Origin of the sequence: Curtobacterium sp. YR515 (assembly GCF_900113095.1) — a bacterium.
Lineage (GTDB): Bacteria > Actinomycetota > Actinomycetes > Actinomycetales > Microbacteriaceae > Curtobacterium.
This window is the reverse complement of the sequence record NZ_FOOD01000005.1, coordinates 308,800-330,976: the sequence shown is the minus strand read 5'-3', so window position 1 is coordinate 330,976 and position 22,177 is coordinate 308,800. Positions and strand designations below refer to the sequence as shown.

The window sequence follows — 22,177 nt, the reverse complement described above, 5'->3', positions numbered from 1 at the left end:
ACCCGTGCGGCTGGCGCAGCCCCAGTTCCGGGGTCGCCGGTACGGTCGGGGCATGACCGGAATCGAACACCGTCCACTCGGGCCGTCGGGGCTCGTCGTCTCCACCGTCGGCATCGGCTGCAACAACTTCGGCCGACCCGGCACGCTGACCGAGACGCAGGAGGGCACGGACGCCGTCGTCCACGCGGCCCTCGACGCCGGCGTCACCCTGTTCGACACCGCGGACGTCTACGGCGGCCGGCGCGGGTTGTCCGAGGAACTCCTCGGCAGGTCCATCGCGGGACGTCGCGACGAGATCGTCCTCGCCACGAAGTTCGGCATGGACATGCAGGGGGTGAACGGGCCGGACTGGGGCGTGCGGGGCTCCCGGCGGTACGTGCGGCTGGCGGTCGAGTCGTCGCTCAAGCGCCTCGGGACGGACTGGATCGACCTCTACCAGATGCACGGCCCGGACGACGTGACCTCGATCGAGGAGACGCTGTCCGTGCTCGACGACCTCGTCCGCGAGGGCAAGATCCGCTACATCGGCCACTCGAACTTCGCCGGGTGGCAGATCGCCGAGGCCGAGCTCACCGCCTCCATCGCCGGCACCACGGCGTTCGTGTCCGCGCAGAACGAGTACAGCCCGCTCGCCCGGGGCGTCGAGGACGAGGTGCTGCCGGCCGTCCGTGCGTACGCGCTCGGGTTCCTGCCGTACTTCCCGCTGTACAACGGCCTGCTGACGGGCAAGTACACGAAGGCCGGCGGGCCCTCGGACGGGCGGCTCACCACGGCGAAGCCGCAGCTGCTGCAGGACGCGCCGTGGGAGATCCTCGAGGAGTTCCAGCGGTTCTGCGACGAGCGCGGCGTCACGATGCTGCAGGCGACCTTCGCGTGGTTGCTGGCCCAGCCCGGGCTGTCGAGCGTCATCGCGGGGGCGACGAAGCCGGAGCAGATCCGGCAGAACGCCGAGGCCGGGACGGCGTGGGAGCCGTCCGAGGACGACCTCGCCGAGATGACGCTGGTCTTCGACGGCGCCTGAGCGGGCGCGCCGCGGCCGCGGACGCGGCGGCCGTGGGCGTCCTCACGCGCTGAGCGACACGTCACGCGTGACAGGGCGCGTGAACTGTCGGCCAGCGCGTGAGGACGGTCGTCCTGCGGGACGGGAGGCGCGGTGCCGGACCGACCCGCGCCTCCCGTCCCGCAGGGGGTCGCGACCTACATGTCGCGGTACCGCTCCGCGGACGCGAGTGCCTCGCGCAGCTCCGCCGCGGTCAGCCGCGGGCCGTACCCGGGGGTGTCGCGCTGGATGCGCCAGCCCTCGGCGAGGGGCCCGGCGTCCACGACGTCGAACCCGAACTGGTCGATGAGGTCCGACACGACCCGCTTGGCCTCGGCGTCGTCCCCGGCCACCACGAGCGCGCGACGGTCCGGGGTGCCCGCAGCGGAGGCGTGGCCGGTGAGGTCCGCGGCGCCGATGTGGTTGAACGCCTTCACGACCCGGGCGCCGGGGAGGTGGTCCTGCAGGAGCTCCGCGGTCGTGGTGGTCTCGGAGTCGAGCGCCTCGATGTGGCCGTCGCGCTGCGGGTAGTAGTTGTTCGTGTCGATCACGACCTTGCCCTCGAGGGGGCCGGCCGGGATGGTCTCGATCGCGGCGAGCGGGGTCGTGACGACGACGATCTCGCCAGCGGCCGCCGCCTCGTCGCGGGTCGCGGCGCGGGCACCCGCGCCGAGCTCCGCGACCAGGTCCGCCAGGGTCTCGGGGCCGCGGGAGTTCGCGATCACCACCTCGTGTCCGTTCCGCACCGCCAACCGTGCGAGCTGGGATCCGATGTTGCCTGCGCCGATGATGCCGATTGTCGTCATGGTGTCCGACCAACGCCCGACCCCGACCCGCCCATTCCCGGACGCGTCCCGCGCCCGCGCCGAGGGTGCATGATGGCGGCATGGACCACGAGTTCCGCGACGAAGCCGACCAGGACCGCTACGCGATGTACGTCGGCGGCGAACTCGTGAGCGTCCTCGACTACCGCGAGAACGGCGACGCGATCGCGTTCCCGCACACGTACACGGTGCCGAAGCACCGCGGGCACGGGTACGCCGCCGAGCTCGTCGACTTCGCGGTCGCCGACGTCGAGGCGAACTCCACCCGGCGCATCGTCCCGATGTGCTGGTTCGTCGGCAAGTGGTTCGACGAGCACCCCGAGAAGGCAGACCTGCTCAGCCGCGGCGCCGCGGACTGAGCCGAACCGGAAGGCCCCGCCCATGCCGACGATCACCCCGTTCCTCTGGTACGACGACCAGGCCGAGCAGGCGGCGGAGCACTACGTCTCGCTCTTCCCCGACAGCAGCATCGACAGCGTGAGCAAGACCCCGGACGGGCAGACTCTCGTCGTCGAGTTCACGCTCCTCGGCAAGCCCTACCGTGCGATGAACGGCGGTCCGGGGCACGAGCACACCGACGCGGTCTCGTTCCAAGTGGACGTCGACGACCAGGAGGAGCTCGACCGCATCTGGGACGCCCTGCTCGCCGACGGTGGCCGTCCGAGCCGGTGCGGATGGCTCTTCGACCGCTGGGGTGTGGCGTGGCAGGTCACCCCGTCGATGATGGGCGACCTGATGACCGGCTCGGGCGACCCCGAGGCCAACGCCCGCGTCTTCGAGGCCATGATGCAGATGGTCAAGCTGGACATCCCCGCCCTGCGGGCCGCCGCGGCGGGTCACTGAGCCGGCGCGATCCGTACCCGCCGGTATGGTGGCGGGACCGAACACCGCCGGCAGGTCCCGGCGCAGACAGGCTGGAGTCCGTCCGATGAGCGAACCGAGGCCCGATGTCCGCAACAGCGACATCGGACGCGCGTACACGGAACTCGCCCGCATCACCCGCCGCGCGAGCATCCGGGCACGCGGCTCGGAGGCGATCCTCAGCGTCGTCGACCAGTCCCTCGTCGACTTCGTCGTCCAGCACGAGGGCTGCATGGCGATCGACATCGCCCGGTACCTGCGGCTGAACCGCTCCACGATCTCGCGGCAGCTGTCCGGGCTGCTGGCGGCCGGGCTCATCCGGACGGTCGACGGCGGGACCGGCAACGCCAAGCCCCTCGTGGCCACCGACGCCGGCCGTGCCGCACTCGAACGCTCCGTGCAGCTGCACCGCGACGCGCTCGACGAACGGCTCGCGAGCTGGTCGGACGACGACATCGCGCTCCTCGCGGGGCTCCTCGAACGGCTCGGCGCCGCGGACGAGGCGGGGCTGCCGATGCCCGGACGCACCACGCCGTGACGACCTCGTTCGTCCTGCTCTCGGACACCCACCTGCCGAAGCGGGCGAAGGACCTGCCGGCCGGGCTCTGGGCGGACATCGACGCCGCGGACCTCGTGGTGCACGCCGGCGACTGGGTGGACCTCGTGACGCTCGACGCCGTCCAGGCCCGGTCGGCGCGGTTCGAGGGCGTCCGCGGCAACAACGACGGCCCCGAGTTCGACGACCGCCTGCCGCTCGAGGCCCGCTTCGCCGTCGAGGACCTGCGCGTCGCCCTGGTGCACGAGACCGGTGCCGCGACGGGCCGTGAGCGTCGCATGACGGCCGCGTACCCGGACGTCGACGTGCTCGTCTTCGGCCACTCGCACATCCCGTGGGACACGGTCGCGCCATCGGGGCTGCGGCTGCTCAACCCGGGTTCGCCGACGGACCGGCGCCGCCAGCCGGACCACACGTGGATGCGCGGTGCGGTCGACGGCCGCGACCTGTCGGTCGAGCTGGTGCGGCTGCCTCCCGCGACCCGCTGACGGCCAGGAGGCGCGGGTCGGTCCCGCACCGCGCCTCCCGTCCGCGACGCCCCGCGTCCCCGGCCGCGCTGCTGCCCGCCCCGCCCGCCCCGTCCGACGCGTCCGCCCGCCCCGCCCGCCCCCGCCCGCCCCGTCCGCGCGCCTGCCCGCCCCCGCCCGCGAAAGCGACAGGGTGCCGTCGAACCGTGACGGCACCCTGTCGCTTCCGCGCCAGGGACCGCGGCGCTCAGCGGGAGCGTGTCGTTCCGGCGGCACAGTCCGGGCCCGCCGCTGGGCCCGCCCCCGGGCCCGTCCCCGCGGTCGGCATCCGGAAGAACGCGAGCTCCCACGCGGTCGACGCGCGGAACGCGCGCGTCATCGCACCGCGCTCGGCCGGCGTCGCCGCCGCGGCGAGCCGCTCGACCCGGGCCGTCGCGTCCGCGGAGGCCTCCGCGAACCCCGGGTCGCCGTACGCGCCGATCCAGTCCGCGAACGGGTGGTCCGACCCGACGGTGCCGATCTGCGTCCCGACCCACGCGTACACGCGGAAGCACGGCAGCACCGCCGCGGCGAGGACCCCGACGGACCCGGAGTCCGCAGCGGCCTGCAGGTGGGCGAGGTAGCCGGCGCAGACCGGGTGGACGGGGTCCTCGGCGTGCGTGCCGGCGAGGCGTCGATGGTGCAGGTCGCGGGCCTCGTCGGCGCAGCCCTGGGCCGATGCCTGCCAGAACGCGGCCTCGGCCCCGGTCGTCCACGAGCCGAGCAGCGCCAGGTGCCGCTCGTACGCGCGGAGGTAGTGGACGTCCTGCGCCAGGTACGCGGCGAACACCTCGGGGTCGAGCGTCCCGGCGCGCATCCCGGCGAGGAAGTCGCACGCGATCGTCTCGTGCAGGACCTCGGCGACGTCGTCCCACCAGCGGTCGGTCCACCTCGGCTCCGGCCGCTCCGCACGCACGAGCGCGCCGTGGTCGACCGGACCGTTCCCGGTGCCGACGTGCAGGGCGTCGGCGCCGCGGAGGCCCGCGGTCAGCCAGCGCTTCGCCGTGCCGACGGCCAGTTCCCAGTCGCCGTCGCGGGCCGCGAGCGTCGCGATCGCGCTCGACAGCGAGCACCCGGTGCCGTGCGTGTTCGTGGTCCGGACGCGTGGCGCGCTGAACGTCCGGAGCACCCCGGCGGGCCCGACGAGCACGTCGTCCGAGGTGTCGCCGTCGTCGTGGCCGCCCTTCGCGAGCACGAGCACGTCCCAGGTGCGGGCGATGGCGAGCGCCCGGTCCTCCGCGCTGTCCGGGGCCCGTCCGTCCAGGGTGGCCAGCTCGGCGAGCACCGCGAGTTCCGCCCGGTTCGGCGTCACGAGGTCGGCGAGCCCGAGCAGCGTCGTCATCGCCCGCGAGGCGTCCTCGTCGAGCAACCGGTCCCCGCTCGTCGCGACCATCACGGGGTCGACCACCACGACGGGCGGGCGGTGCTCGCGGAGCCACTCGGTCACGACCCGCACGACCTCGGCGGTGCCGAGCATCCCGACCTTCACGGCGTCGACCACGACGTCGTCCGACACCGCGTCGAGCTGTTCGCGCAGGAACGCGACGTCCGGCACGTGCACCGAACGCACCCCGTGCGTGTTCTGCGCGACGAGCGCGGTCACCACGCCCATGCCGTAGCCGTCGTGCGCGGCGATGGCCTTGAGATCCGCCTGCATCCCCGCCCCACCCGTCGGGTCGGTCCCGGCGATGCTCAGGACGCGCGGGACGCTCATGCGTCCGCCCCGTGGTGCGTCGCGTCGGCCAGGAGGAACGGATCGCCACCGCCCGACGGCCCCGCCTCCGCCCCGTGGTCGGGTCCAGGGCCCCACGCGGACACGAACGCCGCCGCGGCGGACCCGGGGTCGGCCGCGGCACAGATGCCCGACACGACCGCCACGCCCGCGGCACCGGCTGCCCGGAGCGGCACGACGTCGTCGAGCGTCACCCCGCCGATCGCCACGCACGGCACGTCCGTCGCGCGTACGAGCCGGCCGAACCCGTCGTGGCCCAGGGCCGGCGGGTGGTCCGCCTTCGTCGTGGTCGGGTGCACCACGCCGACCCCGAGCAGGTCGACCGTGCCGCGGGGGAGTGCGGCGACGGTGGCGAGGTGCTCCGGGGTGTTCGCGGTCAGCCCGACGTGTGCGTCCGCTCCGAGCAGGGCGCGAGCGGCGGTGACGGGGACGTCGGACTGGCCGAGGTGCACGCCCGCGACCCGGTGTCCCGCGTGCCGAGCGGCCAGGGCGACGTCCAACCGGTCGTCGACCACCACGGTCGCCCGGTCGCCCACGGCGTCGGCCACCGCGGCGGTCAGCGCCAGCAGGTCACGGGCCGAGGCGTCCTTGTCGCGCACCTGCACGATCCGCACCCCGCCGTGCACCGCGGCACGGACGACCCCGAGCACGCCGATGCCGTGCCGGTCCGACAGCGCCGGGTCGGTCACGAGGTACACGCCGAACCCACCGGCGCTCACGCGGCCACCGCCGGGGACTCGACGGTGATGCGCGCCGTGCGCACGACGTCATCCGGCGAGAGCGACGCCAGGCGGTCGAGGAACAGCGGCTGGAACGTGCCCGGTCCGCCGGCTTCGCGCGCGGCGAGCTCGGCCGCGATCGTGTGCACCGCGGTCGCGGCGACGGCGGCCGCGCCCGGGTCCTCGGGGGAGACGGCGGTGAACGCGGCGACGACGGCACCGAGCGCGCACCCGCCGCCGGTGATCCGCGTGAGCAGCTCCGTGCCGTTCGCGACGCGCACCACGCCGGTGCCGGGCGCGACCAGCAGGTCGACCGGACCCGACACGGCCACCGCGGCCACGCGCCTGGCGGCCACCGCGTCGACCGCGGCCGCTCGCGCGTCGTCGGTGCCGACCGTGCTGTCGACGCCACGACCACCGGCCGAGGCGCCGAGCACCGCGAGCACCTCGGAGGCGTTGCCCCGCAGCACCGTCGGGCCGAGTGCCAGCAGGTCCCGGGCGAGGGCCGTCCGCACCGGCAGGGAGCCGACGGCGACCGGGTCGAGCACCCAGGGCGTGCCGGCGTCGACCGCTGCCGAGGCGGCTTCGAGCGACGCGGCCCGGGGTTCGGCGTGCGGCGTGCCGGTGTTCACCAGCAGGGCGTCGGCGACCCGGGCGAACGGCCCGGCCTCGGTCACGACGTCGACCATCGCGGCCGAGGCGCCGAGTGCGAGCAGCACGTTCGCGGTGACGTTCTGCACCACGGTGTTCGTGATGCAGTGCACCAGGGGACTCCGGGCGCGGACGGCCTCGAGGAGTTCGGCGGTCCGACGGGCCCAGTCGGGGGCGGGCGCAGCAGTGTGCATGGACGATCCCTTCGCGAGTACGAGCTCGAGCAGGTTCGACGGGTGTGATCTCAGCCGCTGGTTGCGGCACCCCGTGTCTCGACCGACACCGTACACGAGCGGCTCCGACGTCTCCGGTCACATGACGGGTCCCGTGTGACAGGGTTGACGGGTGCCAGACACCACGCCTCCCGGGCCGCCTCCCGGCCCCCGCGACCCCGGCGACGCCTGGGCGGTCGGCCCCGACGGCACCAAGGCCTGGGGTCGGTTCGGCGCGGCCGGACTCCTCGTCGACGACGGCTCCGGGCGCGTGCTCCTGCAGCACCGCGTCGAGTGGAGCCACCACGGCGGCACCTGGGGGATCCCGGGCGGAGCCCGCCACCTCGGCGAGGACGCCGTGACCGGGGCGCTCCGCGAGTCGGCGGAGGAAGCCGGCGTGCCCGAGGACGGCGTGGACCTCCGGCACACCGCCGTGCTGGACCTCGGGTTCTGGACGTACACGACGGTGGTGGGGCGCGCCTCCAGGGCCTTCGAACCGGTGATCGCGGACCGCGAGAGCCTCGAACTGGCCTGGGTGCCCGTCGGCGACGTCGAGGACCTGCCGCTGCACCCCGGGTTCGGGGCGTCGTGGCCGGCGCTGCGGGCACGGATCGAGACGACACCGCACGTCGTGGTGGACGCGGCGAACGTGGTCGGCAGTGTGCCGGACGGGTGGTGGAAGGACCGGGCGGGGGCTGCGTCGCGGCTGCTCGGGTCGGTGGGGGCGCTCGCCGCGGCGGGTGTGTCGGCCGAGGTGCTCGCGCTGCCGTTCGACCGGTGGTGGCCGCGGTGGACCGTGGTGCTCGAGGGTGCGGCGCGGGACGCCGTGGGCGCGGACGACCCGGTGTCCGTCGTGCGCGCGCCGGGGTCGGGTGACGACGCGATCGTCGAGGCTGCTCGGGCCGCGGTGGACGCCGGCCACACGCCGGTCGTCGTGGTGACCGCCGACCGCGAGCTCCGGGCCCGCGTCGAGGAGCTCGGCGCCGCGGTGCACGGGCCGGCCTGGCTGCGCGACCAGTTCTGACCGCGCGGTTCCGGCTACGCGGGGATGTGCTTCCGCGACGACACCAGGATCGCCACCCACGACAGCACCCCGAGCCCGACGACCACCCACAGGATCGTCGGCACGGCCACGACGTTCGCCACCGCGGCGATGACCGCCGGCGCCAGGAACCCGGCGTACGCCGCCGCGTAGAACACCCCGGTGAGTCCGGCCAGGTCGCGTGTCCCCGCGATCCGCTGGACCTCGAGCAGGCTCGACACGAGCGCCAGCCCGATGCCGAGGCCGATCACGACGTTCGCCACGAGCCCGATCGCCACGGACTGCAGCTGGACCGCCACGACGACCACGGCGATGCCCGCGGTCATGAGCGCCACGGCGGTCAGCAGTCCGCGTGCCGACAGGAGCGAGGTGACCCGCCCGGCGAGGGGCTGCACGGCACTCGACACCCCGAGGGCGACGACGGTGGCGGCGGTGGCGAACACGAGCCCCCACGTGCCGGTCGCCCCGGCCAGCTTGGTCGGCAGGTACCCGTACCCGATCGCGGCTGACCCGAAGATCCACGGCGCAGCGACGAGCACGACCCGGGTGAACCGGCGGTGCCCGGCGCTCGGTACGGCGAGCTGCTTCCACCAGGGTCCGGGCAGACCGCCGGAGCGGCTCGTCTCCGGCGTTCGCCAGACGATCACGGCGAAGGGGACGGCGACGCAGATGTGCACGAGGAAGGGCAGGACCTCGGGGATCGGCCCCCACTGCGCGATGAGCCCGGCGACGAGGGCACCCGACGCCGACCCGAGGGTGAACGCCAGTGACGCCCGACGTGCACCGGACCCGGCGTCGGCCGACGGGTCGAAGCGTCCCTGCGAGAGCTCCTTCACCCAGCTGTTGCCGACCGCCATCGCGATCCCGACGGTGACCCCGGAGAACAGGCGTCCGGCCATGAGGAACCCCGCGCCGAGCGGGCCGAACGCCAGCAGCCCGCTGCCGACGACGGCGGAGACGATCCCGGCGAGCATGAGCGGGCGGCGGCCGTGCCGGTCGGACAGGGACCCGGCGACGAGGAGTGCCGGCGCGAGTCCGAGCACGTACACGCCGAGGAAGACGTTCACGAGCAGCGACGAGTAGTGCGCGCGCTCCTCGTACATGAGCAGCAGGGGCGAGAACTGGTTCCCGCCCCACGAGCACACGAACACCGCGCCCCAGACGGCGACCCACGGCAGGACGCGGGCGTCCGGGACCGCGAGCGAGCCGGTGGTCGGGACGCTGCCGGTGGTGGCGCTCACAGGGCGCCCCGGTGCGACGCGACGTGGGTGCGGAGGACCTCGGCGTAGCGGAGGGCGTCGCCGGCCTCGAGCGCGGCGGCCAGTGCCCGGTGGTCCTCGAGGGACGCCTGCAACTGGGACGGCTGGAGCCGCATCAGGTGGTGCCGCAGCCGCTGCTGCCGGTCGCGCAGGGTCCGGGCGAACATGACGGCGATCGCGTTCCGCGACGCCCCGATGACGGCACCGTGGAACTCCGCGTCGACCTCGATGAACCGGTCGACGTCGCCGGTCGCGACCGCCTGCTCCTGTTCCGCGAGCATCGCCTGGAGGAACGGGGTGACGTCCGCCACGCGGCCGTCCGTGACGACGCGGGCCGCCGCGGTCGACTCGATCGCCTCCCGCATCTCGAGCACGTCGGCCGCCTCGCTCGGGGACATCGGCCGGACGACGGCGCCCTTCCGGGACTCGAGGGTGAGCAGGTCCTCGGCGGCGAGACGCAGGAACGCCTCGTGCACGGGCGTCCGCGACACGCCGATCTCCTGGCAGAGCGCGTTCTCGCTGATCGCCGTGCCGCCGGGCAGGTCGCCGCGGATGATCGCGCGCTTCACGTGGTCGTAGGCCCGGTCGGACGCTGCCTGGGCGGTGGTGTTCGTGCTCGGGGTGCTCACGGTCGACGATCCTACCCCTTGCATGCAACGGTGCATGCGGTCGTGTCACGCGCTGTTCACACGTGGACCGCGACACCGGGGCGCACGGGCGGATACGCTGGGCCACCACGTCAACGGAGACGTACAACAGGAGGTTCCGATGGAGCGGATCACCAGGGCCGACGATCGCGTGCACCGCCCGGCAGGGCCGTGGACACCGACCGTGCACCGGCTGCTCGCCCACCTGCACGAACAGGGGTTCGTCGCAGCACCGGAACCGATCGAGCTCGGGCACACGCTCGAGACCGTCTCGTTCGTCCCCGGCGAAGCGGGGGAATACCCGTGGACGGCCGACGTCGCGAGCGAGGCCGCCCTCGTCACGACCGCCCGGCTGCTGCGGCACTACCACGACGCCGCCGCCACCTTCACGCGCGACGACGCCCGCGACGTCTGGTCACAGGCGGAGCGGTACCCCGCCGAGACGATCGTGCACGGCGACTTCGCGCCGTACAACTGCGTCTACGACGGCATCGCCGCGGTCGGGCTCATCGACTTCGACACCGCGCACCCCGGGCCGCGGGTCTGGGACGTGGCCAGTGCCGTGTACCGGTTCGCACCGTTCACCACCGGCGTCATCGAGGGGTCGACCGCGCCGTCGCTCGACGAACGGCTCGACCGCGCCGCCGAGTTCTGCCGGGCCTACGAGCTGGACGCCCGGTCGCGCGAGGTCCTCGCCGAGACGATCCTCGGCTCCCTCGTCGCGTTGGTCACGACCATGGAGACCGAGGCGGCTGCCGGGAACCCGAAGTTCGTGAGCGACCTGCAGCACGGGCACGCCGACCTCTACCGGGCCGACGTGGCGTACATCGAGCAGCACGCCGACGAGATCACCGCAGCCGTCGCCTGACCGCGACGGCGATGCTGGTGCCATGACGACCACACCGGCCCAGCTGCGCGCTATGCGCCTCGCCGCCCAGGGGATCGCCGTGCCCGGGCTCGGGCCGACCGCGGTGGTGGAACGCATGCTCGCCGTCCAGGGGCAGGACCTCGGGCAGGTCACCTGGGCCATCGGCGTCCGCGCGCCCGGGTCCACGCGCGACGACGTCCGCGCCGCGTTCGACCGCGGCGAGGTCGTCCGTTCGTGGCCGATGCGCGGCACCCTGCACGCGATGCGCCCCGACGACCTCCGACTGCTGCTCTCCCTCACCGCCGATCGGACGATCCGCTCCATCGCCCGACGTGCGATCGAGCTCGGCATCGACGACGACGTCCTCCGCACCGCCCGGGACGCCACGGCCGACGCACTGTCCGGCGGTCGGTCACTCGTGCGCGACGACCTGTTCGACGTCTACCGAGGCGCCGGCATCGACCCGACGCGAGGGTTGGGGTACCACGTGCTGCTCCGCCTCGCGCTCGAGGGGATGGTCGCCTGGGGGCCCACCGCCCGCGTCGGCCAGGGGCTCGTGCTCCTCGACGAGTGGGCACCGGCGACGGCCGACCTGCCCGACCGCGACGAGGCCCTGCGGCGGGTGCTGATCGGTCACCTGCGCGGGAGGGGCCCGGTGACCGAGGCCGACACCGCCTCGTGGACGAAGCTGCCGCTCGGCGACGTCCGACGTGCCCGAGCGGTGGCCGGTGACGCCGTGGAGGACCTCGGCGACGGACTCCTCGCCCTCGCCGACCGACCCGACCCCGGGGGTGTGCCGACCGGGCACCTCCTGCCCGGGTTCGACGAGTACCTCCTCGGGTACGCCGACCGCTCCGTCCAGCTCGACCCCGTGCACGCCGACCGGGTCGTCCCCGGCGCCAACGGCATGTTCCTGCCGATGGCCGTCGTGCGGGGTCGGGTCGTCGGGACCTGGAGCCGCACCGAGCGCACCCGCGACGTCCGGGTCACCGTCACGCCCTTCGAGTCGCTCGACGCCGGTGCGGTCCGTGCCCTCGAGGCCGCTGCCGACCGGTACGGATCGTTCCTCGCGGCCCCCGTCTCCTTCGCCGTCGCCTGACCATCCCGTCCCGCACGCCGTCCGCGACACCGCACCGGTCGATCGACAGGTGGGGTGTCGGAGACCCCGTGCCGACGTACCGGACCCGACCCGCGCCTCCAGGCAGCACCCAGCAGCCACGCGGCGGACTCCGACGCTCCCTCGGGTAATGTCGCAGGGCCATGACCGACAGCCCGGCCGACGCCACCCCGTACGAAGTCCTCGGCGTCCGAGCGACCGCCGACGACGACGAACTCCGCCGCGCCTACCGCCGCGCCGCCCGCGAGTCCCACCCCGACCTCGGCGGCGACGCCCGCCGCTTCCGCCAGGTCCAGATCGCCTGGGAACGCATCGGCACCCCCGCCGCACGCCGCGCCTACGACGCGGGATCCCAGCGCGGCAGCCAGCAGAGCGCGTCCGGCCCGTCCGGTTCCTCCGCCTGGAGGAGCGACACCGGCCGCGACGCCTACGCACCCCCGGCAGCGCGTCGCGATGCACGTCCGCGGGCCCGGTCCCACGGACATCCCGGCGGGCGATCGCGCGAGGTCTTCCTGCAGGCCGAGCGCGAGTGGGTCGGCCTCGGGGACCCCATCGAGGACCCCTACGACCCCACGCTCATCCGCTCCGCTCCCCGGCACATCCGACGGCTGCTGGCCGAGGCGCTCGCCGAGGAGGCGACCGCGTCGATCGTCTCCGAGATGGGCATCGGCGTGACGGTGTGGCACGACCTCGACGCGGGGGCCGAGGGCAAGCTCGACCACGCGGTCCTCACCCCGAGCGGGCTGTGGGCCGTCGAGTCGATCGACTGGGGTGCCCCGGTCCGCGTCGAGCACGGCGAGATCACGGGGGAGACCCTGGCGCCGGGGGAGCGCCCCGTGAAGGAGCTCGTCCGGGCCGCCCGCGCCGTGCAGAAGCAGACCCGGGTGCGGTTCACCGGCCGGCTGCTCGTCGTGCCGGACTCCGCGGTGGACGAGGACGTGCAGGTCGTCGGCTCGCCCCGGAAGCCCACGGCGCTCGTCGTCCGCCGCAGTGCGCTCGGGCAGGTACTGGGCGGCGTGTGGTCGCCCGAGGGGAGCGTCGACGTGTTCGAGGTCCGCGACCGCCTGCAGCAGACCGTCCGCTTCGTCTGATGGCGTTGGCGGGGCGGCGGGGTCAGTAGCCGCGGAGCTTCTCGAGGTCGCGGCGCTCCCGCTTGCTCGGGCGTCCGGCGCCGCGGTCGCGCATCGGGACGAAGCCGGCCTCCTCCTTGGGGAGCCGCGGCGGGGTCTTGTCCTCGAAGTGCTTCGCGGCCTCGGGCGCGCTCGTCCGCTTGAGGATGATCCCCGTGACGACGACGATCCGGTCGAACCCGTTCTGCCGGACCCGGACCTCGTCCCCGGGGCCGATCGGCTGCGCGGGCTTCGCACGCTCCCCGTTCACCCGGACGTGGCCGGCCTTGCACGCGGCGGTCGCGGCGGAGCGGGTCTTCGTGATCCGCACCGCCCAGATCCAGCTGTCCACGCGTGCCTTGGCCATCCCCACACTCTAGGCGCGCCCTACGCTGGGGGCGTGGAGGGCACCGGTCAGGACGCGATCGCCCGGGCGCTGGCGCTCGGGGTCCTCCGGGACGCTGCGGTCGGGGACCGCGTGGTCGTGCGGGCGCACCACGGCGGGGGAGCGCAGGACGCGCTCGGGGTCATCGTCGCCCGGACCGCGTCGTCCGTGACGATCGACACCCGCCGGGGCCCGGTCGAGGTGGCGCTCGCCGACGTCGTCGCCGCGAAGCCGGTCCCGCCGCCGCCCGCGCCGCGCCCGCGCCGCCCCTGAGTCCGCCGGTCCGACCTCGCGCGCACCGGAAGCGCGCGCGCCCGGCGAGCCGCCACCGCCCCCGCACCGGCCCCGACGTAGCCTCGTGCCATGGCCGTCCCCGTCCCACTCGGCACCGAGGACCGCACCGCCCGCCTGACCCTCCGCCGCCCCGACGCGTGGCGCCGTGAGGACTCGGCACAGGCGGACCTGCGCGTCACCGGCGACGACGTCGTGCTCACCGTCCGATCGCGTCCGAGCGACCGGACCGTCGCGGAGGAGCACACGAGTCTGCTCGAACGCCTCCCCGGTTCGGTCGAGGGGCTCCGACTCATCGGCTCGGACCCGTGGACGACCGCGGGAGCGCCGGCGCGCCTCGTCGAGTACGCCCGGCCCGACGAGGGCGGCGACGTCGCGGGAGCGCACCTGCTCTTCGTCACCGGACGGCACCGCGTCGACCTCACCATCGAGCGGCCCCTCGCCCGGATGCTCGCCACCGACGACCTCGTGTTCGCCGTGCTCGACAGCGTCCGCGCCACCGAACCCGCACCGTCGCGGGTGCAGCGCGACCTCGAGGCCCTGCCGGAGCCCGCACCCGCCGCCGACCTCGAGGGCACCCACCTCGGCTCCGAGGCCCTCGCCACCCTGCGCTCGCTCGCCGGGCGTCGCTGGAACCCCACGCTCCTCCGCACGCCCGCCGGACGCGAGCTCATCGAGTCCGGCCTGGTCGGCCGGCTCGGCACCCTGCCCGAGTCGACGCAGGCGCTCCTCGCACCGTGGGAGGGCGATGCCCAGCCCGTCACCCTGGAACAGCGGCTGCCCGACGGGCGCACCACGCGCCTCCAGGCCTGGTCGGAGACCGTCGTGGACGGGACGGACGAGACGGGCGCGGTGATCGCGCAGCTGCCGGTCGAGCGCGTGGTCGCGCTCGTGGCCGGGAGGCTCGGCATCGGTCCGGCATGGACCTTCCCGTTCCGCACGGGGTCGCTCCGGGCGGACCTGCTCGGGCGTCGGACCTCCGGGGCGGACGCCGCCCCGGACCTGCCGACGGCGATCGCCGAGGCGGACCCGCGGCTCGCGCGCTTCTGGGCGGCTCCGTGGACGGTGTCGTCGCTGCGTCGTCCGGGGAAGCCGAACCCGATCGTCGTCGTGCACGCGGCGGGGCAGGGCTTCGCACGCGTCGGACGCACGGAAGCCGGGGAGACCGCCTTCACGACGGACTCCCCGGCGAACGTGTACCGGTCGGTGGTGCGGGCGCTGCTCGGCTGAGCCGTTCTCTGCTAGGCCGCGGGGCCGGCGGTCAGGGTGACCGTGACGGTCTTCGCGGCACCGGTGCTGTCGGTGTACCCGACCGTCACCTTGTCCCCGACCGAGTGCGACTGGATCGCCGAGGTCAGCGCGTCCGAGCTCGCCACGGCCGTGCCGTCGATGCTCGTGATCGTGTCGCCGGCGGCGAGACCGGCCGACGCGGCGCCGGAGCCCTCGACCGTGCCGGCGACCGCGACGCCGCCCGTCGAGGCCGTCCCGCTGACCTCGACCCCGAGGAACGCCGGCAGTCCGATGGTGATCGTCGACGACGACTCGCCCGCGAGGATCTTGTCCGCGATCGACTTCGCCGTGGTGATCGGGATCGCGTACCCGGTGACGTCCGCCGTGCCCGAGGACGCCGCGGTGGCCATGCCGACGACCTCGCCCTCGCTGTCGAGCACCGGACCGCCCGAGTCGCCCGAGACGATGTCCGCCGCGACCTCGATGAGTCCCTGCAGCGACTCGGTGCCCGTGCCCGACTCGCTCTGCACCTGGATGTCCTGGTCGGTCGCGGTCACGGTGCCCTCGGCGGCGACGAGGTTGCCCGTGCCCTCGGCGTTGCCGACGTCGGTCACGGTGTCGCCGGTGCTCGGCTCGCCGTCGTCGTCGAGCGTCACCGTGGACAGGCCCGACGCGCCCTCGAGCTTGAGGACCGCGACGTCGTGGGTGGCATCCGTCCCGACGACGTCCGCCTTGTACTCCTTGCCGGTCGTCTCGTCGGTGACCGTGATGCTCGTCGCGCCCTGGATGACGTGGTTGTTCGTGAGGATCGTGCCGTTCGAGGTGAGGATCATGCCCGTGCCGGCCGCCTGCGACGACTCGTCGTAGTTGAGGACGGTGTTGATCGTCACGACGCCCTTCTTCTGGGCGCTCGTCGCCGCGGTCGCCGCGGACTCGGTGCTCGTGCCGCTGCCGCCGTCGCTCGACCCGCTGCCGGTGCCGTCGCCCGGCACCGTGAAGCCGTTCGTGCCGCTGCCGTCGGAGCCGGTGCCGGAACCCGATCCGGTGTCCGGCAGCGTCGTGCCCTGCGACTGGCTCGAGGTCGTCGTCGTGTGCTGCGAGGACAGTCCGAGCGCGGTCCCGCCCGCCGCACCGACGATCGCCAGGGCCGCGATGCCGGAGCCGATCATCAGGCCCAGTCGCCGGGGCCGCTTCGTGGCGTGGTTCGCTGCGGCGGCGCCGTGCACCCAGCCGTTCTGGAACCCGGGGAGCGACGGGCTGCCGATCAGGAACGGGCCGCGGCCGTCCGGGGTGTAGCCGTAGGGGCCGGAGCCGTCGGGCCCGTAGAGGAACGGGCCGCTGCCGTCGAACGCGTAGGCCGAGCGGAGGGTCGACGGGTCGGCGTGCGGTGCCTCCCACGTCGCCCCGGCCTGCGGCTGCGCGGCGTCGGTGCGGGCGGTGCCGTTCTCGTCGGCGGCGGGGTTCGGGGTCTCGTTCATCAGTGCTCTCCGGTCGTCCCTCGGCTGCCCGGTCGGGCGTCGATGGGTACGAGTACAGGCCCGGTTCCCATGACGAACCTATGAACGGACTCTGCGGCTGCTCACGGCTTGCTCGGGGGTCGCCGTACGACGTCGTCCGTTAGGGTTGCCTTACTTCCCATGCGTTCGCCGTCGCCCACCCCTCCTGCGCCCAGCTCCGTGTCCCGCCTCGTCGGCGCCACCGTGCTGGCGGTGGTCGTCCTCGTCGTGGCAGTGGCGCTCTCGGTGGCCTTCGGCTCCCGTCCGATCCCGCTCGGCACCGTGCTCGACACCGTCCTGCACCCCGGACGGAACGACGAGATCGGCTTGATCGTGCTCGGCAACCGCGTGCCCCGCACCGTCGTCGGACTCCTCGCCGGGTCCGCGCTCGGGGTCGCCGGCGCCGTCATGCAGGGCGTCACCCGGAACCCGCTCGCCGATCCGAGCGTCCTCGGCATCAACTCGGGGGCCGCGCTCGCGGTCGTCGCCGGGATCGCGCTGTTCGGCGTCAGCGGCACCGCCGCGTACCTGCCGTTCGCCTTCCTCGGGGCCGCCCTCGCCGCGCTCCTCGTGTACGGCATCGCCGCCGTGGCCCGTCGGGGGCTGTCGCCCGTCGGACTCGCCCTGTCCGGTGCCGTCGTCGCCGCTGCGTTGTCCTCGATCACCACGGCGGTGCTCGTGACGAGCCAGAGCCTCCTCGACCAGCTGCGCTTCTGGCAGGTCGGAGCGCTGGCCGGCAAGGACCTCGGCACCGCCGGGGTGATCACGGTCCCGGTGCTCGTCGGGCTCGCCATCGCCTTCGCCCTCGGCCGGTCGCTCAACACGCTCGCGCTCGGTGACGAGCTCGCCGCGTCGCTCGGGCAGCGTGTCGTGCTCGTGCGCGCCGTCGGGGGAGTCGTCACCGTGCTCCTCGCCGGGTCGGCCGTCGCGGCGGCCGGGCCGATCGCGTTCATCGGGCTCGCCGTGCCGCACGCCGTCCGTCGGTTGAGCGGGCCGGACCACCGGTGGACGATCCTGCTGTCGGCCGTCGTCGCGCCGGCGCTGTTGCTCGTCGCCGACGTGATCGGCCGCGTCGTGGCGTACCCGGGGGAGCTGCAGGTCGGGATCGTCACGGCACTCATCGGCGCGCCGGTGTTCATCTGGCTCGTGCGGTCGCGGGCGGTGAAGGGCCTGTGACCGCCGTGCGCCGCGAGTGGCTCGTGCTCGGCGCCGTCCTCGTCCTGCTCGTCGCCCTCGTGCTCGTCGGGCTCGGCGTCGGCGAGATCCCGCTCTCGCCCGTGCAGGTCGCGAGCGCGCTCGTCGGGCGCGGCGACACCGTCTCGGACTTCGTGATCGGGCAGCTCCGTGGCCCACGGGTCGCCGGGGCGATCCTCGTGGGGGCGTCGCTCGGCGTGGCCGGTGGCATCGTGCAGAGCGTCGTCCGGAACCCCATCGCGAGTCCGGACGTCATCGGCATCACCTCGGGTGCGAGCGCCTCCGGCCTGACCGCCATCGTCCTGTTCGGCGCGAGCGGCGGGACCCTGTTCTCGGTGGTGCTCGTCGGTGCCGTCCTCGTCTCCCTCGTCATCGCCGGACTCGCGTGGTGTCGGGGGATCACCGGCAACCGGGTCGTCCTCGTGGGCATCGGCGTCGCGGCGATCTGCCTGAGCATCACCGGGTGGATGCTCACGAGCGGCACGGTCACCCAGGCCGGCACCGCGCTGCTCTGGCTCTCCGGCAGCCTGAACGCCGTCGACCGGAACCTCGTCGGGGTCCTCGCCGTCGTCTTCGTGGTGTTCACGACGCTCGCCCTCCTGCAGTCCTCGCGGCTCACCGTGCTGACCCTCGGCGACGAAGTGGCATCGGCACTCGGGCTCCGGCCGAACCGCGCGAAGGTGCTGCTCCTGCTGACCGCCGTGTGCCTGACCGCCGCCGCCGTGGCCACCGCGGGACCGGTGTCCTTCGTCGCGCTGATGGCGGCCCCCATCGCCCGGAGGCTCGTCGGGGGCGGACGGGTCGCCCTCGGGTCGACCGCCGCCGTCGGTGCCGCGATCACGCTGGCGAGCGACCTCATCGCGCAGTTCGCGATCCCGGGGAACGCGCTGCCCGTCGGTGTGGTGACCGGGGTCATCGGGGCGCCCTACCTGCTGTGGCTGCTCGCGCGCGGGCGCTGACGCATCCGTGTTCCCGGTACGTTCGCTGTACGCGTTCTGCCGAGTTGTCCCCAGCCCCGTTCGGGGCTCCCGTTCGGCCGCTCGTTTCCGATACGCTGGTGCGCCAAGAGGAGGAGGTCCACGATGCCAGAACCAGTGGTCCCGCAGCCGGACGGTCAGAAGACCCCTGAGCAGCGGCTGGTCGACACCACACTGACCTTCAGCATGGACATGGGGGCGGCGCTCACTGCCGAGTCCGGTGTGTCCGCCGAAGAACGTGAAGCGATCAACGCGCTGCCCTCCGGGTCGGCGCTGCTCGTGGTCCGTCGCGGGCCGAACGTCGGTGCGCGGTTCCTCCTCGACTCGGACGTCACCACGGCGGGGCGCCACCCCGACGCCGACATCTTCCTCGACGACGTCACCGTGTCGCGCAAGCACGCGCAGTTCCTCCGCCACGGCACGAGCTTCAGCGTGAAGGACAACGGGTCGCTCAACGGCACGTACTTCGACGGCGTCCGCATCGACGAAGCACTCCTCACCGACGGGTCCGAAGTGCAGGTCGGCAAGTTCCGCCTGACCTTCTACGCCTCCCGGGTCGACCTGGCGCGCCTGGCGACCGCGTAGTGGCCGTACGGTCCGCCGCGGCCCGGGCGGGGTCCGCGGTCCCGGACCTGCTCACGATCGGGCAGGTCCTCGCACGCCTCAAGCCGGAGTTCCCGGACCTGTCGAGCTCGAAGCTCCGGTTCCTCGAAGAGCGCGAGCTGGTCACCCCGATCCGTACCGCGAGCGGCTACCGGAAGTTCTCGGCGGCCGACGTCGAGCGGCTCCGGATCGTCCTCGGGCTGCAGCGCGACCACTACCTCCCGCTCAAGGTCATCAAGGACTACCTGGCCGACCTCGACGCCGGGCGTGAACCGGTCCTCCCCGGGGGCGGCGACGCGCCGAAGCCGTCCATCCTCGGGCGTGAGCGGCGCTACACCCGCGACGAGACGGTCCGGGCTGCCGGTGCCTCGCCGATGCTCCTCGCCGATGCGGTCTCGGCGTCGCTGCTGCCCGCTGCCGACGCGTACGGCGACGACGGGGTCTCGGTGCTCAAGGCCCTCGTCGAACTCCAGCGCACCGGGATCGAACCGCGACACCTCCGCACGATGCGCAGTGTCGCCGAGCGCGAGGTCGGGCTCATCGAGTCCGCGCTCATGCCGGTGTCCCGCCGCGGTGACGCCACGTCCCGGGCGAAGGCGACCGAGCTCGCGCGCGAGATCGCCGGCCACCTCGAGGTGATCCGGTCGAACCTCATCCGCACGGCGATCGGGCGTCTCGACGCATGACGCGCGTCGTGGCTCGTCCCTCCTCGACCGCTGGTGCGCGTCGGTGGGTGGGGCGTATCCTCGACACGCCGGACGCGCCGAGTCGGATGTCCCGCGCCGGAGCGGTCCGAGTCGCTACCGTGGACCTCGGAACAACTCTCAACCCGTCATTGAACGTTCAGTTGGGAGCTCGATCGTCGTGGAAGGCAGCCTGATGAGTGGGAACGACACCCCCGGCACCGAGTCGGAGATGACCCGGTACGACCTCGGGCTGCTCTTCACCGACGGCCTGCCCGAGCACGACGAGCAGAACGGGTACCGCGGTACCGTCGCTGCTCGTGCTGCCGGCATCTCCTACCGCCAGCTCGACTACTGGGCCCGCACCGAGCTCGTCGAGCCGACGATCCGCGGGGCCGCGGGCTCCGGGTCGCAGCGGCTGTACGGCTTCCGCGACATCCTCGTGCTCAAGCTCGTGAAGCGCCTGCTCGACACGGGCATCTCCCTCCAGCAGATCCGCACCGCCGTGAACCAGCTGCGCGAGTCCGGCGTCTCGGACCTGGCGCAGACGACGCTCATGTCGGACGGTGCCTCGGTGTACCTCTGCACCTCCGACGACGAGGTCATCGACCTGGTGTCGCGGGGTCAGGGCGTGTTCGGCATCGCGGTGGGCAAGGTCCTGCGCGAGGTCGAGTCCTCGCTGGTCGAGCTCGACGCGACGCCGGCGGCCGACCCCGACGACGAGCTCGCCGCCCGCCGGGCTTCCCGCGCGTCCTAGTCCCGCGCGGCGCCGAGCGGGCAAAATACGTCACTCTCGGCGACGCACAGCGGCCGTTCGTGCCCACTCGGCGAGCGGTCCACGGCGTGTTCTGCCCGCTCGGCGGACGGCTGGCCCCATGTCCGCGCGTTCGGCAGACGTGCCTGCGGCGTGTCTTGCCCGCTCGGCGGACGGCCGGCCCCGTGTCCGTCTGCACATGCCCTACCGGACGAAACGCACTCGGTGGACGTGCCCGCGGCGGGTTCCGCCCGCTCGGTGGACGTGCCCGCGGCGGCGTGTTCCGCCCGTGCGGCGGACGGCTCGCGGCGTGTACCGCCCACGCGGTGCGTGCCGGAGGTGTGCGGCGGGGCGGAGGCGAGCCGTGCCTCCTGGCAGTCGACGGAGGGATGAATCGACGCGCCGTGCGCGACCCACCGGAGCCGAGCTGCGGGTTCGCCGGCGAGCGGTCGGGACACGCCGCGTGCCGGATGCCGAGCGGTCGAGAACGGCCGGTTCGGCCGCCCGAGCGTGACGGAAAAGGCCCGCTCGGCGAAGCCGAACGGGCCCACGGCCCACGCCCCAGCGGCGCGACGTGCCCTAGGCCGCGCCGCCCTCGGCGTACGGGCCGATCTTGCCCGTGCGCATGATGCGCTCGAGCAGCTGGTCGAAGTTCTTCGCCATCTCCTGCGCCGACTCACCCGGCCACACGTGCAGGGGCTTCGCCGCACCCTGCGCCTGCTGCAGCGAGGTCCGCTCGGGCAGCTGCGGCGAGAGCACGAGCGGGCCGAACATGTCGCGGAGCTCCTTGATGCGGAACTGGTGCTCGAGCGACTGCACGCGGGCACGGTTCACGATGATGCCGAGCGGCTGCAGGCGGGGGGAGAGCCCACGACGGATCTCCTCGATCGCGCGGAGGGCCCGGTCGGCGGCGGCCACCGAGAAGAGTCCGGGCTCGGTGACGACGGTCACGCGGTCGGACGCTGCCCAGGCGGTGCGGGTGAGGGCGTTCAGCGACGGCGCGCAGTCGATGAGGACGAGGTCGTAGTCCTGCTCGACGTTCGCGAGGGCCTCTTCGAGCTTCCAGATGTCGCGGATGGACGGGTGCGGCCCGTCGAAGTTGATGGCCGAGGGCGATCCGACGATGACGTCGATCTTGCCCTGGGAGCCCTTCGTCCACCCCGAGGGGGCGATCGCCTGACGGACGATCTTCTCCTTCGGGTTCTCGAGGACGTCCGCCACGTTGAGGTGGCCGGAGATGTTGATGTCGAGGCCGGTCGAGACGTCCGACTGCGGGTCGAGATCCACCACCAGCGTGCGCAGTCCCTTGGCGAACGCGGCCGAAGTCAGGCCGAGCGTCACCGTCGTCTTGCCGACACCACCCTTGAGGGAGCTCACGCTGAGTACATGCACGGTGAGCAACGTTACCGCCAGTAGGGTTGT

Annotated in this window: 25 protein-coding genes and 1 riboswitch; of the genes, 16 read left to right on the top strand and 9 right to left on the bottom strand. The window is 73.7% G+C overall.

What is annotated here, in order from left to right; all coding sequences use genetic code 11:
- Nucleotides 1-52 precede the first annotated feature (52 nt).
- Complete coding sequence (locus tag BM028_RS15740; RefSeq protein ID WP_070418616.1) at nt 53-1,021, top strand: aldo/keto reductase; 969 nt, start codon at nt 53-55, stop codon at nt 1,019-1,021.
- Nucleotides 1,022-1,197: 176 nt separating this feature from the next.
- On the opposite strand, the gene BM028_RS15735 is transcribed toward BM028_RS15740, so the two are convergent.
- Nucleotides 1,198-1,845, bottom strand: coding sequence for an NADPH-dependent F420 reductase (locus BM028_RS15735; RefSeq protein ID WP_092387670.1), 648 nt, complete (start codon nt 1,843-1,845; stop codon nt 1,198-1,200).
- Nucleotides 1,846-1,925: 80 nt separating this feature from the next.
- Between BM028_RS15735 and BM028_RS15730 the strand changes: the two genes are divergently transcribed.
- From BM028_RS15730 to BM028_RS15715, 4 genes are all read left to right on the top strand, one after another.
- A complete protein-coding gene (locus BM028_RS15730) occupies nt 1,926-2,222 on the top strand; it encodes a GNAT family N-acetyltransferase (RefSeq protein WP_070418618.1) in 297 nt (98 codons plus the stop codon).
- 22 nt (nt 2,223-2,244) lie between these two features.
- Nucleotides 2,245-2,706, top strand: a complete 462-nt coding sequence (locus BM028_RS15725) for a VOC family protein (RefSeq protein WP_070418619.1) — start codon at nt 2,245-2,247, stop codon at nt 2,704-2,706.
- Nucleotides 2,707-2,791: 85 nt separating this feature from the next.
- A complete protein-coding gene (locus BM028_RS15720) occupies nt 2,792-3,262 on the top strand; it encodes a MarR family winged helix-turn-helix transcriptional regulator (protein ID WP_070418620.1) in 471 nt (156 codons plus the stop codon).
- Entirely contained in the window at nt 3,259-3,768 is a 510-nt protein-coding gene (locus BM028_RS15715; RefSeq protein ID WP_092387668.1) for a metallophosphoesterase family protein, read from the top strand. The genes BM028_RS15720 and BM028_RS15715 overlap by 4 nt, the downstream gene beginning before the upstream one ends.
- A 226-nt stretch (nt 3,769-3,994) precedes the next feature.
- On the opposite strand, the gene thiD is transcribed toward BM028_RS15715, so the two are convergent.
- From thiD to thiM, 3 genes are all read right to left on the bottom strand, one after another.
- On the bottom strand, nt 3,995-5,500 hold the full coding sequence (gene thiD, locus BM028_RS15710) for a bifunctional hydroxymethylpyrimidine kinase/phosphomethylpyrimidine kinase (RefSeq protein WP_092387666.1): 1,506 nt from the start codon (nt 5,498-5,500) through the stop codon (nt 3,995-3,997).
- On the bottom strand, nt 5,497-6,237 hold the full coding sequence (gene thiE / locus BM028_RS15705; protein ID WP_092387664.1) for a thiamine phosphate synthase: 741 nt from the start codon (nt 6,235-6,237) through the stop codon (nt 5,497-5,499). The genes thiD and thiE overlap by 4 nt, the downstream gene beginning before the upstream one ends.
- Complete coding sequence (thiM, locus tag BM028_RS15700; RefSeq protein WP_092387868.1) at nt 6,234-7,082, bottom strand: hydroxyethylthiazole kinase; 849 nt, start codon at nt 7,080-7,082, stop codon at nt 6,234-6,236. Before thiM ends, thiE begins: the two co-directional genes overlap by 4 nt.
- A riboswitch (TPP riboswitch) is annotated at nt 7,071-7,166 on the bottom strand. (Overlaps the previous gene by 12 nt.)
- Nucleotides 7,167-7,233: 67 nt before the next feature.
- Here thiM and BM028_RS15695 point away from each other — a divergent pair.
- Nucleotides 7,234-8,124, top strand: a complete 891-nt coding sequence (locus BM028_RS15695) for an NUDIX domain-containing protein (protein ID WP_071294962.1) — start codon at nt 7,234-7,236, stop codon at nt 8,122-8,124.
- A gap of 14 nt (nt 8,125-8,138) precedes the next feature.
- Here the strand turns inward: BM028_RS15695 and BM028_RS15690 are convergent, their stop codons facing one another.
- Both BM028_RS15690 and BM028_RS15685 read right to left on the bottom strand, forming a co-directional pair.
- Nucleotides 8,139-9,383, bottom strand: a complete 1,245-nt coding sequence (locus tag BM028_RS15690; RefSeq protein ID WP_092387662.1) for an MFS transporter — start codon at nt 9,381-9,383, stop codon at nt 8,139-8,141.
- A complete protein-coding gene (locus tag BM028_RS15685) occupies nt 9,380-10,030 on the bottom strand; it encodes a GntR family transcriptional regulator (protein WP_217647260.1) in 651 nt (216 codons plus the stop codon). Before BM028_RS15685 ends, BM028_RS15690 begins: the two co-directional genes overlap by 4 nt.
- 139 nt (nt 10,031-10,169) lie before the next feature.
- Between BM028_RS15685 and BM028_RS15680 the strand changes: the two genes are divergently transcribed.
- The 3 genes from BM028_RS15680 to BM028_RS15670 all read left to right on the top strand — a co-directional run bounded on the left by BM028_RS15680 (nt 10,170) and on the right by BM028_RS15670 (nt 13,124).
- Nucleotides 10,170-10,916: a phosphotransferase enzyme family protein gene (locus BM028_RS15680; protein WP_092387658.1), complete on the top strand. Its 747-nt coding sequence runs from the start codon at nt 10,170-10,172 to the stop codon at nt 10,914-10,916.
- 22 nt (nt 10,917-10,938) lie between these two features.
- Nucleotides 10,939-12,015 carry a winged helix DNA-binding domain-containing protein gene (locus BM028_RS15675; protein ID WP_092387656.1) on the top strand — a complete coding sequence of 359 codons (1,077 nt, stop codon included), beginning with the start codon at nt 10,939-10,941 and terminating at the stop codon, nt 12,013-12,015.
- 161 nt (nt 12,016-12,176) lie between these two features.
- Nucleotides 12,177-13,124 (top strand): J domain-containing protein, encoded by a 948-nt coding sequence (locus BM028_RS15670; RefSeq protein WP_070418629.1) that lies wholly within the window; start codon nt 12,177-12,179, stop codon nt 13,122-13,124.
- Nucleotides 13,125-13,146: 22 nt separating this feature from the next.
- On the opposite strand, the gene BM028_RS15665 is transcribed toward BM028_RS15670, so the two are convergent.
- On the bottom strand, nt 13,147-13,509 hold the full coding sequence (locus BM028_RS15665) for an RNA-binding S4 domain-containing protein (RefSeq protein WP_070418630.1): 363 nt from the start codon (nt 13,507-13,509) through the stop codon (nt 13,147-13,149).
- 33 nt (nt 13,510-13,542) lie between these two features.
- On the opposite strand from BM028_RS15665, the gene BM028_RS15660 reads away from it, so the two are divergent.
- Both BM028_RS15660 and BM028_RS15655 read left to right on the top strand, forming a co-directional pair.
- The gene (locus tag BM028_RS15660; protein ID WP_217642532.1) at nt 13,543-13,800 is read left to right on the top strand and encodes a hypothetical protein; all 258 of its coding nucleotides are present in this window, start codon (nt 13,543-13,545) and stop codon (nt 13,798-13,800) included.
- A 90-nt stretch (nt 13,801-13,890) separates the two neighbouring features.
- Complete coding sequence (locus BM028_RS15655) at nt 13,891-15,048, top strand: hypothetical protein (protein ID WP_092387654.1); 1,158 nt, start codon at nt 13,891-13,893, stop codon at nt 15,046-15,048.
- An 11-nt stretch (nt 15,049-15,059) separates the two neighbouring features.
- Here the strand turns inward: BM028_RS15655 and BM028_RS15650 are convergent, their stop codons facing one another.
- Nucleotides 15,060-16,526: a S1C family serine protease gene (locus BM028_RS15650; protein ID WP_254803962.1), complete on the bottom strand. Its 1,467-nt coding sequence runs from the start codon at nt 16,524-16,526 to the stop codon at nt 15,060-15,062.
- Nucleotides 16,527-16,724: 198 nt separating this feature from the next.
- Here BM028_RS15650 and BM028_RS15645 point away from each other — a divergent pair, with 198 nt between their 5' ends.
- The 5 genes from BM028_RS15645 to BM028_RS15625 all read left to right on the top strand — a co-directional run bounded on the left by BM028_RS15645 (nt 16,725) and on the right by BM028_RS15625 (nt 20,758).
- Entirely contained in the window at nt 16,725-17,720 is a 996-nt protein-coding gene (locus BM028_RS15645; RefSeq protein WP_254803961.1) for a FecCD family ABC transporter permease, read from the top strand.
- Nucleotides 17,717-18,697, top strand: a complete 981-nt coding sequence (locus BM028_RS15640; RefSeq protein ID WP_092387650.1) for a FecCD family ABC transporter permease — start codon at nt 17,717-17,719, stop codon at nt 18,695-18,697. The genes BM028_RS15645 and BM028_RS15640 overlap by 4 nt, the downstream gene beginning before the upstream one ends.
- Nucleotides 18,698-18,820: 123 nt before the next feature.
- A complete protein-coding gene (locus BM028_RS15635; protein ID WP_071294956.1) occupies nt 18,821-19,300 on the top strand; it encodes an FHA domain-containing protein in 480 nt (159 codons plus the stop codon).
- Complete coding sequence (gene ftsR, locus BM028_RS15630) at nt 19,300-20,004, top strand: transcriptional regulator FtsR (protein ID WP_092387648.1); 705 nt, start codon at nt 19,300-19,302, stop codon at nt 20,002-20,004. Before BM028_RS15635 ends, ftsR begins: the two co-directional genes overlap by 1 nt.
- Before the next feature lie 193 nt (nt 20,005-20,197).
- Complete coding sequence (locus BM028_RS15625; RefSeq protein ID WP_070418635.1) at nt 20,198-20,758, top strand: MerR family transcriptional regulator; 561 nt, start codon at nt 20,198-20,200, stop codon at nt 20,756-20,758.
- Nucleotides 20,759-21,334: 576 nt separating this feature from the next.
- On the opposite strand, the gene BM028_RS15620 is transcribed toward BM028_RS15625, so the two are convergent.
- Nucleotides 21,335-22,147, bottom strand: coding sequence for a ParA family protein (locus BM028_RS15620; RefSeq protein ID WP_092387646.1), 813 nt, complete (start codon nt 22,145-22,147; stop codon nt 21,335-21,337).
- Nucleotides 22,148-22,177 lie beyond the last annotated feature (30 nt).

Bases quoted from the DNA above. Each gene is read 5' to 3' on its own strand.
- BM028_RS15740 (WP_070418616.1), top strand. From the start codon at position 53: ATGACCGGAATCGAACACCGTCCACTCGGGCCGTCGGGGCTCGTCGTC.
- BM028_RS15735 (WP_092387670.1), bottom strand. From the start codon at position 1,845: ATGACGACAATCGGCATCATCGGCGCAGGCAACATCGGATCCCAGCTC.
- BM028_RS15730 (WP_070418618.1), top strand. From the start codon at position 1,926: ATGGACCACGAGTTCCGCGACGAAGCCGACCAGGACCGCTACGCGATG.
- BM028_RS15725 (WP_070418619.1), top strand. From the start codon at position 2,245: ATGCCGACGATCACCCCGTTCCTCTGGTACGACGACCAGGCCGAGCAG.
- BM028_RS15720 (WP_070418620.1), top strand. From the start codon at position 2,792: ATGAGCGAACCGAGGCCCGATGTCCGCAACAGCGACATCGGACGCGCG.
- thiD (WP_092387666.1), bottom strand. From the start codon at position 5,500: ATGAGCGTCCCGCGCGTCCTGAGCATCGCCGGGACCGACCCGACGGGT.
- thiM (WP_092387868.1), bottom strand. From the start codon at position 7,082: ATGCACACTGCTGCGCCCGCCCCCGACTGGGCCCGTCGGACCGCCGAA.
- BM028_RS15680 (WP_092387658.1), top strand. From the start codon at position 10,170: ATGGAGCGGATCACCAGGGCCGACGATCGCGTGCACCGCCCGGCAGGG.
- BM028_RS15675 (WP_092387656.1), top strand. From the start codon at position 10,939: ATGACGACCACACCGGCCCAGCTGCGCGCTATGCGCCTCGCCGCCCAG.
- BM028_RS15670 (WP_070418629.1), top strand. From the start codon at position 12,177: ATGACCGACAGCCCGGCCGACGCCACCCCGTACGAAGTCCTCGGCGTC.
- BM028_RS15665 (WP_070418630.1), bottom strand. From the start codon at position 13,509: ATGGCCAAGGCACGCGTGGACAGCTGGATCTGGGCGGTGCGGATCACG.
- BM028_RS15655 (WP_092387654.1), top strand. From the start codon at position 13,891: ATGGCCGTCCCCGTCCCACTCGGCACCGAGGACCGCACCGCCCGCCTG.
- BM028_RS15650 (WP_254803962.1), bottom strand. From the start codon at position 16,526: ATGAACGAGACCCCGAACCCCGCCGCCGACGAGAACGGCACCGCCCGC.
- BM028_RS15635 (WP_071294956.1), top strand. From the start codon at position 18,821: ATGCCAGAACCAGTGGTCCCGCAGCCGGACGGTCAGAAGACCCCTGAG.
- BM028_RS15625 (WP_070418635.1), top strand. From the start codon at position 20,198: ATGAGTGGGAACGACACCCCCGGCACCGAGTCGGAGATGACCCGGTAC.